The sequence below is a fragment of the Goodfellowiella coeruleoviolacea genome (assembly GCF_024171785.1).
Taxonomy (GTDB): Bacteria; Actinomycetota; Actinomycetes; order Mycobacteriales; family Pseudonocardiaceae; genus Goodfellowiella; species Goodfellowiella coeruleoviolacea.
On sequence record NZ_JAMTCK010000004.1, the window covers coordinates 181,376 to 196,386 of the forward strand.

Here is a 15,011-nt window from a genome sequence, read left to right on the forward strand (position 1 = left end):
TTGCGCGGCCACGCAACCGGCAACCGGTGGAGCGCCCACCGAACAGGGGGCGGCGCGTGACCCGTTGGCGTGGTGTTTGTCACGAAGATCAACTTCGGAGGGCGCCGAACGGCCCGACAGCGCCGACCAGTGGCCGGCACAAGCCCAGGTGACCCCCTCGGTTGCTCCGTCAGGTGGCTCGATTCAGGGCTCGATTCAGCTCCGTTCGGCCCTATCCCCGCCGCCCCGGCACGCCCTCGGGAGTCATAGGGTGGCTAGCGGACCCGGCACACGGATGTGCCGAATAGCGTGGAGTCGCCCGAATGACCTCGACTGGAAAGCCGTCGCATCACGACAGCGTGGACGCTGGAAGCAAAGGCAACGCGACCGATTCCGGCAATGTCACCACGGTCAGCCCGGAACAGATCCGCGATGAGCTGATCGACCGGGCCGCCGAAGCCGCACCCGAACTCGCCGACCTGATCCGGCTGTACTACCGGTACGTGCCACCGGAGGAAGTCATCGCCGACGACCCGGCGGACCTCGTTGGCGCGGTGCGGTCCAACTACCAACTCGCCGAGAACCGCGTGCCAGGCCGGCCCCTGGTGCGCACCCTCAACCCGACCCGTGCCCACGACGGCTGGAGCTGCTCGGCCACGGTCGTCCAGGTCGTCACCGACGACATGCCCTACCTGGTCGACTCGGTGGTCTCGGCGCTGACCCGCAGCGGCGTGCAGGTGCAGCGCGTGGTGCACCCCATCGTGGTGGTGCGCCGCGACGTGGCCGGGGTGCTGCACGAGGTGCTGCCCGGCGCCGACCCCGCCGAGCCGCCCTCGGGTTCGCTGGCCGAATCCTGGATGAACATCGAGATCGACCTGATCACCGATCCCGACCGGGCCAGGGAACTGGAGAACCGGCTGCAGTCGGCGCTCAACGACGTCCGCGAGGTCGTCGAGGACACCGACCGGATGGCCGAGGCCGCGCGCCAGCTCGCCGACCAGCTGACCGCGAACCCGCCGTCGTCGCTGCCGGGCGAGGAGGTCCAGGACGGCGCCAACCTGCTGCGTTGGCTGGCCGACGGACACTTCACCTTCCTGGGCTACCGCCACTACGAGGTGGTCAGGGACGACCCGAGCACCGACGGGGAACCCGCCCTGCGCGCGGTGCTGGCCTCCGGCCTGGGCGTGCTGCGCAAGGACGACCTCGCCGCCCGCAGCCTCACGGCCGGCCCGGACGCCGGCCGGCAGGCACTCGCCCCGAACCTGCTGGTGCTCACCCAGGCCAGCGCACAGTCCACAGTGGACCGTTCGGTGTATCCGTACTACGTCGGGGTGAAGACGTTCGACGCCGACGGCGCGGTCACCGGTGAACACCGGTTCCTCGGCGTGTTCACCACCACCGCGCTGCACGAGAACGTGCTCGACATCCCGGTGATCGAGCGACGCGTGCGGGAGGTCATCCACCGCGCCGGCTTCCCGCTGGCCTCCCACTCCGGCCAGGGCATGCTGGAGGTGATCCAGAACTACCCGCGCGCCGAACTGTTCTCCACCGACACCGACACGCTCTACACCACCACCACGGGCGTGATCGCGCTGGCCGAGCGGCGCCGGCTGCGCCTGTTCCTGCGCCGCGACCCCTACAGCCGGTTCTTCTCCTGCCTGGTCTACCTGCCCAGGGACCGCTACACCACCCGCTCCCGACTGGCCATGCAGGAGGTGCTGCTCGCCGAACTCGGCGGCTCCAGCCTGGAGTACAGCGCCAGGGTCGGCGAGTCCGCGCTGGCCCGCGTGCACTTCATGGTGCACACCGAGCCAGGCAACCAGATCGAGCCCAACACCGCCCTGATCCAGCAGCGGCTCAGCGACGTGGTGCGCAGCTGGGACGACCTCATGGTCGAGGCGGTGCTCGCCGAACACTCCCAGGCCCACGCGGACGCGGTCGAGGCCGGCGGCACCGGTGCCACCCCGCTGGGCGCCGAGTCCGCTACCGAACAGGGCCAGCGCTACGCCGCGGTCTTCCCCGAGGCCTACAAGGAGGCGTTCACCGCCGCCGAGGGCCTGGACGACGTGCGGCGCGTCGAGGCCCTCGCCGAGGGCGACCTGGAGATGTCGTTCTACATCCCGGCCAACGCCGAACCGGGCGAACGCCGGTTCAAGCTCTACCTGGCCGGCCAACGCGTCACCCTGTCCCAGGTGCTGCCCATGCTGCAGCGGATGGGCGTGGACGTGGTCGACGAGCGCCCCTACGAGCTGCACTGGGACGGCAGCGTCCGGTACTGGATCTTCGACTTCGGGCTGCGCATCCAGCCGCCCGCACTGGACCGGCTCGGCGCCGAGGACATGGACGAGGTGCGCACCCGGTTCCAGGACGCGTTCGCCGCGGCCTGGCGGGGCGAAGCCGAGGTCGACCGGTTCAACTCGCTGGTGCTGCTGGCCGGACTGGACTGGCGGCAGGCCTCCGTGCTGCGCGCCTACGCCAAGTACCTGCGCCAGGCCAGCACCCCCTACAGCCAGGACTACATCGAGGACGCGGTGCTCGGCCACACCGAGATCGCCACCGCCCTGGTCCGGCTGTTCGAGGCCCGGTTCGACCCGGGCGCGGCCGAGTCCACCCGAGCCAGCCGCACCGACGCGCTCGTCGCCGAGATCAACCAGATGATCGACGACGTCACCAGCCTGGACGCCGACCGCATCCTGCGCAGCCTGCTGACGCTGATCACCGCCACCCTGCGCACCAACTACTTCGTGCGCGACGCCGACGGCCGGCACCGCCCCTACCTGGCGATGAAGCTCGACCCCAGGTCCGTGCCGGACCTGCCCCAACCCCGGCCCCGCTTCGAGATCTTCGTGTACTCGCCCCGCGTCGAAGGCGTGCACCTGCGGTTCGGCCCGGTGGCCAGGGGCGGCCTGCGCTGGTCGGACCGGCGGGAGGACTTCCGCACCGAGATCCTGGGCCTGGTCAAGGCCCAGGCGGTGAAGAACGCGGTGATCGTGCCGGTCGGCGCCAAGGGCGGGTTCGTGGTCAAGCGGCCCCCCAAGCCCACCGGCGACCCCGGGCTGGACCGGGAGGCGTTCCTCGCCGAGGGCATCGCCTGCTACCGCATGTTCATCTCCGGCCTGCTCGACCTGACCGACAACCTGGACGCCCGCAAGGTGGTGCCGGCACCCCAGGTCGTGCGCTACGACGGCGACGACACCTACCTGGTGGTGGCCGCGGACAAGGGCACCGCGACCTTCTCCGACATCGCCAACGAGGTGGCCCGCGGCTACGGCTTCTGGCTGGGTGACGCGTTCGCCTCGGGCGGTTCCGTCGGCTACGACCACAAGGCCATGGGCATCACCGCCCGGGGCGCCTGGGAGAGCGTGCGCCGCCACTTCCGGGAACTGGGCGTGGACGTGCAGCGCGAGGAGTTCACCGCCGTCGGCATCGGCGACATGTCCGGCGACGTGTTCGGCAACGGCATGCTGCTGTCCGAACACATCCGTCTGGTGGCCGCCTTCGACCACCGGCACGTGTTCGTCGACCCCACCCCGGACGCGGCCCGCTCCTTCGCCGAACGCGCCAGGCTGTTCGCCCTGCCCCGGTCCTCCTGGGACGACTACGACCGCACCCTGATCAGCGAGGGCGGCGGGGTGTGGCCGCGCACCGCCAAGTCGGTGCCGATCAGCAAGCAGATGCGCGCCGCCTTGGGCCTGCCCGACGAGGTGCGCCGGCTGTCCCCGGCCGAACTGATCAAGGCGATCCTGCTGGCGCCGGTGCAGCTGCTGTGGAACGGCGGCATCGGCACCTACGTGAAGGCGTCCACCGAGAGCAACGCCGAGGTGGGCGACAAGGCCAACGACGCGGTCCGCGTGGACGGGGCGCAGCTGCGCGTCAAGGTGATCGGCGAGGGCGGCAACCTCGGCCTGACCCAGCGCGGCCGGATCGAGTTCGCCCGCGCCGGCGGCAAGGTCAACACCGACGCCCTGGACAACTCGGCCGGCGTGGACTGCTCCGACCACGAGGTCAACATCAAGGTGCTGCTCGACCACCTGGTCAGCCAGGGGCGGCTGGGCCAGCAGCAGCGTGACGAACTGCTCGGCGAGATGACCGACGAGGTCGCCGAACTGGTGCTGGCGCACAACTACCGGCAGAACGCCGTGCTCGGGGTCAGCCGCGCGCACGCCGCCGCCATGCTTCCCGTGCACGCCCGACTGGTCGCCGACATGGAGGAGCACGCCGGGCTGGACCGCAAGCTGGAGGCACTGCCCACCGTCCAGCAGTTCAAGGAGCTGGACAAGGCCGGGCAGGGCCTGACCTCACCGGAGTTGGCCACCCTGCTGGCCCACGCCAAGCTGGCCCTCAAGGAGGAGATGCTGGCCAGCGACCTGCCCGAGGCGGAGACCTTCGCGCAGCGGCTGCCCGAGTACTTCCCGACCCAGCTGCGGGAGCGGTTCGGTGACGCCATTCCCGAGCACCCGCTGCGCCGGGAGATCATCACCAACCTGATCGTCAACCAGGTGGTCGACGGCGGCGGGGTGTCCTACGCGTACCGGCTGGCCGAGGAGACCAGTGCCTCGGCGACCGACGCGATCCGCGCCTACACCGTGGTCACCACCGTGTTCGACCTGCCCACGCTGTGGCGGGACATCTGGGCGCTGGACAACGTGGTGCCGACCGAGGTGGCCGACGACATGGTGCTGGAGAGCCGGCGCCTGCTGGACCGCGCGTCCCGCTGGCTGCTGGCCAACCGGCCGCAGCCGCTGCCGATCGGCTCGGAGATCGCCCGGTTCTCCCGGGTGGTCGGCCAGCTCGCACCGCAGATGATGACCCTGTTGCAGGGCCGCGAGCGGGAGCAGGTCAGCATGGACGCACAGCGGCTGGTGGCACGCGGCGTGCCCGAACCGCTGGCCAACCGGGTCGCCGCGCTGCTCTACACCTACGGTCTGCTCGACATCACCGAGGTGGCCGAGCTGGCCGAACGCGAGGGCGCGTCGGCCGGCGCGGAGCGCAGCCCCCAGGAGACCGCCGAGCTGTACTACGCGCTGTCCAACCACCTGGACATCGACCAGATGTTGAGCGCGGTGAGCGCGCTGGAACGGGGCAACCGCTGGCACGCGCTGGCCCGGCTGGCCCTGCGCGACGACCTGTACTCGTCGCTGCGGGCCATCGCCGTGGACGTGCTGCGGGACAGCGACCCCGGGGACAGCCCCGAGGAGAAGATCGCCCGGTGGGAGGAGACCAACGCGTCCCGGCTGGGTCGGGCCAGGGCGGCACTGCAGGAGATCAAGCGGGCCGGCCGGCAGGACCTGGCCACGCTGTCGGTGGCGGCCAGGCAGATCCGCAGCATCGTGCGGTGACCCCCCTGTGGTCGCCCTGACCGCCGGCCCGGCGCTGCGCCGCCGCCGCTGGCGCGACCGCTGAGCCCGGCGGCGCGGCCCGCCAGGGCGTGCCGGTGCCGATCCGGGGCCGGGCTGTTGACCGGCCCGGCCCCGGACGCACACTGGTGCGTGTGGCCAGATACGTTCGTGTGGCTGGGCCGGCCCACCCGCCCGGTTACCGCGACAACGGCCGCGAAACTCCCCAGGCCAGCCCCCCGCCCTCCCAGGGGGGCGACCCCGGGTCCAGCCTATCGGCGCCCCCGGGCCGTGCACGTGGCGGAGACCGGGCCTGTGGACAACCCGGGAGGGTGTGGACAACCTGTGCCCCAGACGGCTGAATCCGCCGGTACCGCCCACGGGTTGTGGTAAGGGCACGCGCACCCGTGCTGAACGGCACTCGCGCGGTCGGCCACCCAACTAGACACGACCGGAGGCTTTTCGGATGGCAGTGATCCACTAGGGTCATGAGTCCGCCGGAGATCCAAGGCAGGAGGCGCTTTCCTTGGGTGTGTTCGTAACCGAAGTGCGTCCACGGTGGTCTGACATGGACGCTTTCGGACACGTCAACCATGCGAATACGGTGACGTTGCTTGAGGAAGCGCGGATAGCGCTGCTGTTCGGCGAGGCAGCCAGGCACGAAGCCGTGGACATGGCCAGCGGAGTCGTGGTCGCCCGGTTGGCCGTCGACTACCACACCCCGCTGCTGTTCACCGGCGAGGACGTGCGAGTGGAGATGTCCGTGCGGGAACTCCGCTCGGCCTCCTTCACGCTCGACTACACCGTGCGCAGCAGCCGGGCCGCGGCCAGCGCGGTCGTCGCCACCGCCGAGACCCTGATGGTTCCGTACAACGTGAAAACCGCCCGGCCCCGCCGGCTCACCGACGCCGAGCGCGACTTCCTCGCCGGGTGGAGAGCCGGAGTGACCAGTGGCTGAGCTGATCCTGACCGACCCGGCCGAGCGGGACGACATCGGCGCGTTCGTGGCCAGGGCGGTCCGGTTGGAGCCGCAGACCGTGGTGCGGCTGCGCAACCGCGAACCAGCCGGCCACGACACCGGCCGACAACTGCTCGACCTGTGGGCGGTGACCCCGTTCGACGTGCTGGTCACCCGATCGGTGCCGGGCCGGGTGGAACCGGCCGACCTGTCCGTGGCCGGCAGTGACCTGCTGGCCGGACTGGCCGTGTCCAGAAGCGCGCGGATCGACCCCGGGCACGCCCAGGACCTGCTGTGGCGTTCCGCACTGCCACCCACCCAGGGTTGGCAGCCGGTCGACCAACTGCCCGCCTCGGTGCTGTCCGAGCTGACCGACCGGGGCGTGGCCCTGGCACGGGAGAACCCCGGCCCGCACGGCACCCCGCCGGCCTCGCTGCTGGACCAGACCGTGCTCACGGTCAGCGGCAGCGGACTGGAGGTCAAGGTGCCGCTGCGCTGCCTGTTCGCCCTGTCCGGAATGGGTTTTCTCGGTGGCGGCGAAGGCGGCGAGAACGTCCGGGTGACCGCTACCGACGCGTGGCTGCGCATTGACGCCCGCTACGGCGCGATCGTCCGTCGCCGGCACGCCCTGCTGCCGCTGCTGGTCTGACCCGACCACGACCGGCGCCTCGACAGGCTGGCTCGGCCGCCCACCAACAGCGGGCCAGCTGGCCCACCCGCGGCGCCCGGCTCAGCGAACGCGGCGGTGTCGAGCCAGCGGTGTCGAGCACGGTGGTGTCGAGCCAGTGCCGAGCACAGCGGCGTCGAGCACAGCGGTGTCCAGCGGAGTGGCCACCACCGGCTCAGCCAGGGCCGGAGTGGCCACCACCGTTACCCACAGGGCCGGGTGGCCATCTCGCAGCTGACGGAAACAGCATCCAGCAGAAACAGTGGCCGACGGAAACAGTGTCCACCGGAAACCGTCTGCGACGGACACTGCGTTCACCGGCTACCGCGGCCGGCAGAAACAATCCCTCCCGGAAACAGTGTCCTCAGGTAGCGGTAGCGCTATCCGGCGGTCACAGCAGCCACACGGCCGTGTCCGGCGGAAGCAGGTCGCCGTCCATCGGGCCGCTGGACAGCACGACCGCACCGGCGGGCAGCGGCACCGACACGGCCGACGTGTTCAACGCGCAGATCAGGCCACCGCCCTTGCGGCGGAACGCGAAGCACCCGGGCGGCGCGCCGTACCACTCCAGTTCGGTACCGGTGAAGCCCGGACTGGACTTGCGGATCTCCAGGGCCTGCCGGTACAGGGACAGCATCGAGTTCGGGTCCTCGATCTGGGCTTCCACGGTCAGCGCGGCCCACTCCGCCGGCATGGGCAGCCACGCGTTCGACGCCAGACCCGACGCGCCGTCGCGGTGTCCGTCGGCCACGAAACCGAACGGCGGCTCCCCGCCTTCCCACGGAATGGGCACCCGGCAGCCGTCCCGGCCGCGTTCGGTGTGGCCGGAGCGCTCCCACACCGGGTCCTGCAACGCCCAGCTCGGCAGGTCCACGTTGGGCAGCCCCAACTCCTCGCCGTTGTACAGGTACACCACGCCGGGCAGGGCCAGCTCGACCAGGGCCATGGCCCGCGCCCGCGCCACCCCGCGCCGGCCGCCGCCGTAGCGGGTGACGTGCCGGACCACGTCGTGGTTGGACAGCGTCCAGGTGGCCGGCGCGTTCACCGACGCGACCGTGCCCAGCGAGTGCTCGATGGCCGACCGGATCGCGTCCGCCTCGAACTCGGCGCTGACCAGCCGGAAGTTGAAACCCAGGTGCAGTTCGTCAGACCGCAGGTAGCGGGAGAACCGCTCGTCGTCGGTGACCCAGATCTCCCCGACCGCCATCCGGTCCGGGTACTCGTCGATCACCGCGCGGATCATCCGGTGGATGTCGTGCACCCCGTCGTCGTCGAACCGGGGATCAGCGGCCTCGTCCCGCAGCACCAGCTCCGGGCCGCTCGCCGGCGTCGGCATGTCGGGCAGGTGGCTGGGCTTGGCCATGCCGTGCGCCACGTCGATGCGGAACCCGTCCACGCCCCGGTCCAGCCAGAACCGCAGGGTGCGGGCCAGGTCGTCGCGCACGTCGGGATGCGCCCAGTTCAGGTCGGGCTGCTCCCGGGCGAACAGGTGCAGGTACCACTGGCCGTCGGCGACCCTGGTCCAGGCCGGGCCGCCGAACACACTGGTCCAGTTGTTGGGTGGCAGCTCACCCCGCTCGCCCCCGCCGTCGCGGAACAGGTACCGCTCCCGCTCCGGGCTGCCCGGGCCGGCGCGCAGTGCCGCCTGGAACCACTCGTGCTGGTCGCTGGTGTGGTTGGGCACCAGGTCGACGGTCACCCGGATGTCGCGCTCGTGTGCCTCGGCCACCAGCCGGTCGAAACCGTCCAGGTCACCGAACAGCGGGTCGACATCCCGGGGATCGGCCACGTCGTAGCCGTGGTCGGCCATGGGGGAGCGGTAGAACGGCGTCAGCCAGAGGGCGTCCACCCCCAGTAACTCCAGGTAGCCAAGCCGGCTGCGGACGCCGTCCAGGTCGCCGACGCCGTCGCCGTTGGAATCGGCGAACGATCGGACGTAGACCTGGTAAAAGACGGCGTCGCGCCACCAGCTCGACTCGTCGGCGATCTCTTCAAGGTCGGCGGAGCGTCGCACGAAGAGTAATCCTGCCATCCGACCAGTGCCCTGGTCTGCCCTTCCGGGGGAGGCAAAAAATCGCTGAGCGTGAAATCCCTGTCCATCATCGATTCATGTGGTGACGATCACCACCACCGAACCGGCGCGGTGCCCGCCGGGGGAGCACCCAACCAGGACAGCTCCAACCGGGACAGCTCCAACCAGGCGGGGGTCAGCCCCAGGAGTTCATCAGACTGTGCGCGGCCATCTCCAGGTACTGCCACAGCTGCTGGCGCTGCTCCTCGGTGAGCGGGGCCTCGTCCACCGCCACCCGCATGCACCGCAGCCACGCGTCCCGCTCGATCGGGCCGATCTGGAACGGGGCGTGGCGCATCCGCAGCCTCGGGTGACCGCGCCGCTCCGAATAGGTGTGCGGGCCGCCCCAGTACTGCATCAGGAACAGCAGCAGCCGCTCCTCGGCCGGGCCGAGGTCCTGCTCCGGGTAGAGCGGCCGCAGCACCTCGTCCTTGGCCACCTCGGCGTAGAAGCGGGAAACGATCCCCCGGAACGTCTGCTCCCCACCCACAGCCTGGTAAAACGATTCCGGATTGCCCACAGCTCCCCATCCCGGCTCTGACGAACGCACTGCGAGGCGGCCGGGTCAGGTACCGACCTGGCCCGACCGCCTCGTTGACACAACGTTACGGGGCGGCGGATTGCTTCCCGACTCCTCGGCCACCGGCCCCGCCCCGGGCCCGCGCCCGGCTGGTCAGTTGCTGTTCACCGGATCACCCGGGCTCACCGAACCGGCCGAACCGACCGGGCTCACCGAACTGGCCGAACCGGCCGAACCGATCGATCCGGTCGGGCTGTTCAGCCAGCGGCCCAGCGGCGGTTCGATGCCGGCGGCCTCGAACGCGGCCATGATCTTGGCGCGCAACGCCCGCTGCACCCCCCACTGCCGGCCCGGCCGCACCTTCACGGTCAGCCGCAGCGTGATGCTCTCCGCGGTGACCTTCTCGATGCCGAGCACCTCCGGCGGCTCCAGCACGTCCGCGGCCAGCGGCTCCTGCTCGACCGCCTCGCTGGCGACCATGTCCACCAGCTTCGTGGCCCGGTCCACGTTCGCGCCGTAACCCAGCGGCAGGTCGACCACGGCCACGGCATAGCCCTGGCTGGAGTTGCCCACCCGCAGGATCTCCCCGTTGCGGACGTACCACACCGTGCCGTTGACATCGCGCAACGTGGTCACCCGCAGGCCAACCGCCTCCACCGTGCCGGTCGCCGGACCCACGTCCACCACGTCACCGACGCCGTACTGGTCCTCCAGCATCATGAAGATCCCGGACAGGAAGTCGCGCACCAGGTTCTGCGCGCCGAAACCCAGCGCGACCCCGGCGATCCCGGCCGAGGCCAGCACCGGGGCCAGCTGGATGCCCAACTGGGCGAGCACCATCATGGCCGCGGTCCCGTACACCAGGAACGTGGTGATCGACTTCAGCACCGAGCCGATCGTCCTGGCGCGCTGCTCGCGCCGCTCCGACAGCAGCTGGCCGAGCGCCTGCGGGGCGCGTTCCCGCAGCGGCCGCAGCAGCACCGGCACGTTCCCGCTGCTGCTGCCCTTGGTGAGCCCGTCGATCAGGCGCCGCAGTAACAGCCGCGCGGCGAACGCGATCAGCAGGATGAGCACGATCTGACCAGCTTTGGCGACGATCGTCGGCCAGTTCTGGGAAAACCAGTTCGCGGCTTCCGTCGATCTCTGGCTTAACTCGTCGACTGTCTCGCCCACCGGGCCACTTCCTCCACGATCACGTTGTCCGCTGTCCCGCCAACCACTGCCCACCGCCCTGCCGGCGCTGTCCGGTCGGCTGCCCTGATCACGATCAGGCGGTGATCACGAACAGCCACGACCACGATCAGGCCGGCACGCCGGAGCGTGGTGAGCCCAGTGTCCGGCCCAGGCCGGTCAGGTCAAGCCCGGTGGCCCCGGCCAGGAAGCTCAGTTCGTCCACGAGCAGGTCGACGGTGCGGGCCACCGACCGGGCCGAGTGGCCGACCTCGGTCTCCCGCCGGATCAGCACCGGGTGCTTGGTCGAGTCACTGGTGGTGGCGTGCTGCAGTGCCGCGCACATCTTGCGCGCGTGGTTGGGGTCGACCCGGCTGTCCGACTCGAACACCGTGAACAGCACCGCCGGGTAGGCCACGTCCGGCCGGACCTGGTGGTAGGGCGAGTACGCCAGCAGCCACGCCAGTTCCTCGGGCACGCTGGCGCTGCCGTACTCCTCGGCCCACAGCCGGCCGAGCAGGAAGCGCTCGTAGCGCACCATGTCCAGCAGCGGCGCCGAGCACACCACGGCCGCGTACAGCTCGGGACGCTGGGTCAGGGCCGCGCCCACCAGCAGGCCACCGTTGGAGCCGCCCATGATGGCCAGCTGCTGCGGAATCGTCCAGCCGTCCCGGACCAGCCGCTCAGCCGCCGCGTGGAAGTCGTCGAACACGTTCTGCTTGCGCTCCCGCATGCCGGCGTGGTGCCACTGCTCGCCCTCCTCGTCGCCGCCGCGCAGGGACGCGTGCACCCACACGCCCCCGGCCTGCACCCAGGCCAGGGTGGACGCGCTGTAGCCGGGGCCGCGGCCGACGCCGAAGCCGCCGTAACCGGTGAGCAGCGTCGGCCTGGGCCGGTCCGGCCGCGCCACCGGGGCGACCACGAACATCCGCACCGTGGTGCCGTCCAGCGAGGTGTACTCCACCTGCTGGGTGTGCACGTCGGCCGGCACGTCGGCCGCGTCCACCCCCGGCGCCGCCGCGGCCAGCTCCACCCGCCCGGTGCGCAGCGACAACCGCCGCACCGACAGCGGGCTGACAAAGTCCGACCAGCCGAACCACACGGTGTCCGCGCCCTCGGCGGTCGCCGGGTCCACCGTCGTCATCCGGTGCACCGTGCCCGTGCCCGGCAGGGCGACCCGGGCCTGGTGCGCGCCGGTGGCGGCGTCGTGCAGGTGCAGTTCGGACACGGCGTGCCTGGTCCTGGCCACCACCAGGGTGGGTTCGGGCGCGCGCACCAGCTCCACGGACTCCAGCACCGAGTCGGGCTGTTCGGCGATCAACTCGGTCCAGTGCTCGGGCTGGGGCCGCCGGGGGTCGGCCACGCACAGCCGGAACCGCGGCGCGTCCAGGGTGGTCAGCAGGTACAGCCGGTCGTCGACATCCACCCAGGCGACGCAGCGGGCCCCGGCCTCGGCCGCCAGCACCTCGGTGAACACCGGCTCACGCGTGTCGTCGGTGAGTTCGGCGATCCACACCGAGTTCCGTCGCACCGTTCCGGGCACCCCGTTGACCAGCAGCCACCGCCCACTGGGCGACACGGACAGCCCGTAGTAGTAGGTGTGGTCGAGGTCCTCGCCGAGCACCACCAGGTCGGTGTCCGGGTCGGCGCCCACCCGGTGCCGCCACACCCGGCGGTGGAACAGCCGCTCGTCCTCGGGCAGGGTCGCCGGATCGAGCTGGCGGACGTAGAAGTACTCCTCGCCGCCGGGCAGCCAGCCCACCGGCGAGTACCGGCACCGGTCGATCGGCCCCTCCAGCAACGCACCCGAGTCCACGTCCACCACGTGCAGCAGCGACTGCTCGTTGCCACCCACCGAGAGCTGGTAGGCCAGCCGGCGGCCGTCCGGGCTCGGCGACCAGGTGTCCAGGGTGGTGCGGCCGGTCGGGTCGAGTTCGCTCACGTCGAGCAGCACCCGCTCGGCGCCGTCCCGCTCCCGCAGCACCAGCACGGGGTGGTCCTGGCCCGGGCCGCGCCGGGTGAAGAACGCGCGTCCGGCGCGCCAGGTGGGCGGGGTGATGGCGCCGGTGTGCAGCAGTCCGCGCAGCCGCTCGGCCAGTTCCGCACGGCCGGGCAGGGCGTCCAACCAGGACCGGGCCAGCAGGTCCTGCGCCTGCGACCACTCGGCTGTGCGGGGGTCGTCGGGGTCCTCCAGCCAGCGGTAGGGGTCGGGCACCTGGTGGCCGTGCAGGTCTTCGACCAGGTCCAAGCGCTGGGCAGGGGGATAGATCATCGTGGCGGGAAGCGCCCCGGACACGGGTTCAGTCACGGGCACGACCCTAACGAGCCGTGTGAAAACCATCACCAATAGCCCTGACGCGTCCGGGGGATGCGGCGGGTGATCGGCCACGGCTCAATGACACGTCACGTATCACACGTGCGTTCGGGGCTGGTTTTGTGGTCGACTAGTGGCCGAACCGGTGGAGGTGGTCGCGTGCCCGACCGACAACCGACTCCGATCGGCTCCCCTGCTGGGGTGGTGCCGAGAGCCTCGGCTTGCCCAATGGGCTCGGACACAGCACTGGCCAGTCGGCCCAGCGGTGGACAGGGGCCGCCCCAGCCCACCGCGGTGGCCAGCCTGGTGGTGCGCGAGGTGGCCAATTCCGCGATCGACGCGATCCGGGACGGATCGGACCGCGCCGGGTCGCCGCGCTCGCCCGGCTGGAGCCGGCGGCGGGTCCTGCTGCTCAACGCCACCTTCGAACCCCTGACCGCGCTGCCACTGCGCCGGGCGGTGGTGCTCGTCGTGCGTGGCAAGGCCGAGGTGGTGCACGGCGATCCCGCCGGCCTGGTGCTGCACTCGTCGTCGTCGACGGTGGTCGTGCCCTCGGTCATCCGGCTGAGCAGCTACGTCCGCGTGCCCTACCGCGGCCGGGTGCCGATGACCAGGGCCGGTCTGATGCTGCGGGACCGCTACCGCTGCGCCTACTGCGGTGGCCGGGCCGAGACCATCGACCACGTGGTGCCGCGCAGCCGGGGTGGCCAGCACACCTGGCAGAACTGCGTGGCCTGCTGCGCCAAGTGCAACCACCGCAAGGCGGACAAGCTGCTCTCGGAGCTGGGGTGGCGGCTGCGGGTGGTGCCGGTCGCGCCCCGGGGCCCGCACTGGCGGCTGCTGGCCGGGGTCACCGACACGGACCCGCTGTGGCTGCCCTACCTGGGAGAAGCCGCCTGACCTGTGCGGGCGCATCACGCCGCCAGCGCGTACTCGCTCCTGCCCCCGGGCCGGGCGAACCGCTGGCGCGTGGTGCCGCGCACCGAGCCGGGGGCCACCGAGGTGATCCGCACCGAGTCCAGGTGCCCGGTGATCCGCACGGAGTCCTGGCGCCCGGTGATGCGGACCGAGCCGTCGGCGGCCGAGGTGATCCGCACCGAACCGGCGCGCCCGGTGATGCGGACCGAACCGGCCAGCGCGGTGATCCGCACCGAACCGTCACGTGCGGTGATCCGGACGGAGCTGGTGATGCGCACGGAGTCGGCGCGGTTGGTGATGCGGACCGAGCGGTCGTGGCCGGTGATCCGCACCGAATCGGCGGCCGAGGTGATCCGCACGGAGTCGGCGCGGCTGGTGATGCGCACCGAGTTGTGGTGGCCGGTGATGCGGACGGAATCGGCCAGTGCGGTGATGCGCACGGAACCGTCCATGACGGCTTTCCCGCCCACGGGGTCGCCCGAACCGGTGATGCGCACCGAACCGGTGATGCGCACCGAGTCCGCCGCGGTGATCCGAACGGAACCGCGGTGCGCGGTGCTGCGCACCGAGCCGGCCAGTCCGGTGATGCGGACGGAATCATCCAATGCGGTGATCCGGACCGAGCCGTCGACCGCGGTGATCCGGGCCGCGTCGGCGATCCCGGTGATCCGGACGGAACCGGCGGCGGTGGCTGTGCCGGGGACGAACGGGATGAAACCGTGCGTGGCGGTAATGCGGACGGAGTCATCCATGGCGGTGATACGAACCGAGTCAGTCGCCTCAACAGCCCGCAATGAATTCACTCCGTAACGAGTGTGTGACCAATTCTGGCTCGAACGGGTGGAAATCCTGGTCTGAACGGGTGCAGTTGCGGTGTGCATGCTGTGTCCCTCCACCGGCTGGGCAGCCCAAAATAGGCTGAAAAACTGATCCGCAAGGTCCGTACAGGTGAAAAAGCTAGGAGGGTTCGCTGCGCTGGACAAGCCACCAAAACGTCCGCCATTTGCCGCCGTCCGGTCTGCGGCCGGATGGACGCGGCCAGATGCGCGGCCATCCCGTGGCAACTGGCGGCCCCCGC

The 15,011-nt window shown here is 71.0% G+C and carries 9 protein-coding genes; 4 read left to right on the top strand and 5 right to left on the bottom strand.

Annotation, left to right across the window (positions count from 1 at the left end; all coding sequences use genetic code 11):
* The first annotated feature begins 302 nt into the window (after positions 1 to 302).
* From LX83_RS09650 to LX83_RS09660, 3 genes are all read left to right on the top strand, one after another.
* A complete protein-coding gene (locus LX83_RS09650) occupies positions 303 to 5,318 on the top strand; it encodes an NAD-glutamate dehydrogenase (protein ID WP_407649515.1) in 5,016 nt (1,671 codons plus the stop codon).
* A gap of 523 nt (positions 5,319 to 5,841) precedes the next feature.
* Positions 5,842 to 6,273, top strand: a complete 432-nt coding sequence (locus LX83_RS09655; protein WP_253769537.1) for an acyl-CoA thioesterase — start codon at positions 5,842 to 5,844, stop codon at positions 6,271 to 6,273.
* Positions 6,266 to 6,922 carry a hypothetical protein gene (locus LX83_RS09660; RefSeq protein ID WP_253769539.1) on the top strand — a complete coding sequence of 219 codons (657 nt, stop codon included), beginning with the start codon at positions 6,266 to 6,268 and terminating at the stop codon, positions 6,920 to 6,922. Before LX83_RS09655 ends, LX83_RS09660 begins: the two co-directional genes overlap by 8 nt.
* 409 nt (positions 6,923 to 7,331) lie before the next feature.
* Here the strand turns inward: LX83_RS09660 and LX83_RS09665 are convergent, their stop codons facing one another.
* The 4 genes from LX83_RS09665 to LX83_RS09680 all read right to left on the bottom strand — a co-directional run bounded on the left by LX83_RS09665 (position 7,332) and on the right by LX83_RS09680 (position 13,009).
* The gene (locus LX83_RS09665) at positions 7,332 to 8,954 is read right to left on the bottom strand and encodes a glycoside hydrolase family 13 protein (RefSeq protein WP_253769541.1); all 1,623 of its coding nucleotides are present in this window, start codon (positions 8,952 to 8,954) and stop codon (positions 7,332 to 7,334) included.
* 193 nt (positions 8,955 to 9,147) lie between these two features.
* Positions 9,148 to 9,531, bottom strand: a complete 384-nt coding sequence (locus LX83_RS09670; protein WP_253769543.1) for a globin — start codon at positions 9,529 to 9,531, stop codon at positions 9,148 to 9,150.
* Positions 9,532 to 9,684: 153 nt separating this feature from the next.
* Positions 9,685 to 10,704 (bottom strand): mechanosensitive ion channel family protein, encoded by a 1,020-nt coding sequence (locus LX83_RS09675; protein ID WP_253769545.1) that lies wholly within the window; start codon positions 10,702 to 10,704, stop codon positions 9,685 to 9,687.
* A 127-nt stretch (positions 10,705 to 10,831) separates the two neighbouring features.
* The gene (locus LX83_RS09680) at positions 10,832 to 13,009 is read right to left on the bottom strand and encodes a prolyl oligopeptidase family serine peptidase (protein ID WP_308203942.1); all 2,178 of its coding nucleotides are present in this window, start codon (positions 13,007 to 13,009) and stop codon (positions 10,832 to 10,834) included.
* A gap of 165 nt (positions 13,010 to 13,174) precedes the next feature.
* On the opposite strand from LX83_RS09680, the gene LX83_RS09685 reads away from it, so the two are divergent.
* Positions 13,175 to 13,915 (top strand): HNH endonuclease, encoded by a 741-nt coding sequence (locus LX83_RS09685; RefSeq protein ID WP_253769547.1) that lies wholly within the window; start codon positions 13,175 to 13,177, stop codon positions 13,913 to 13,915.
* Positions 13,916 to 13,929: 14 nt separating this feature from the next.
* Here the strand turns inward: LX83_RS09685 and LX83_RS09690 are convergent, their stop codons facing one another.
* Complete coding sequence (locus LX83_RS09690; protein WP_253769549.1) at positions 13,930 to 14,814, bottom strand: hypothetical protein; 885 nt, start codon at positions 14,812 to 14,814, stop codon at positions 13,930 to 13,932.
* Positions 14,815 to 15,011: the final 197 nt, after the last annotated feature.

Excerpts from the sequence above, each read along its gene's own strand:
- LX83_RS09690 (WP_253769549.1), bottom strand. The coding sequence starts at position 14,814 with ATGCACACCGCAACTGCACCCGTTCAGACCAGGATTTCCACCCGTTCG.
- LX83_RS09650 (WP_407649515.1), top strand. The coding sequence starts at position 303 with ATGACCTCGACTGGAAAGCCGTCGCATCACGACAGCGTGGACGCTGGA.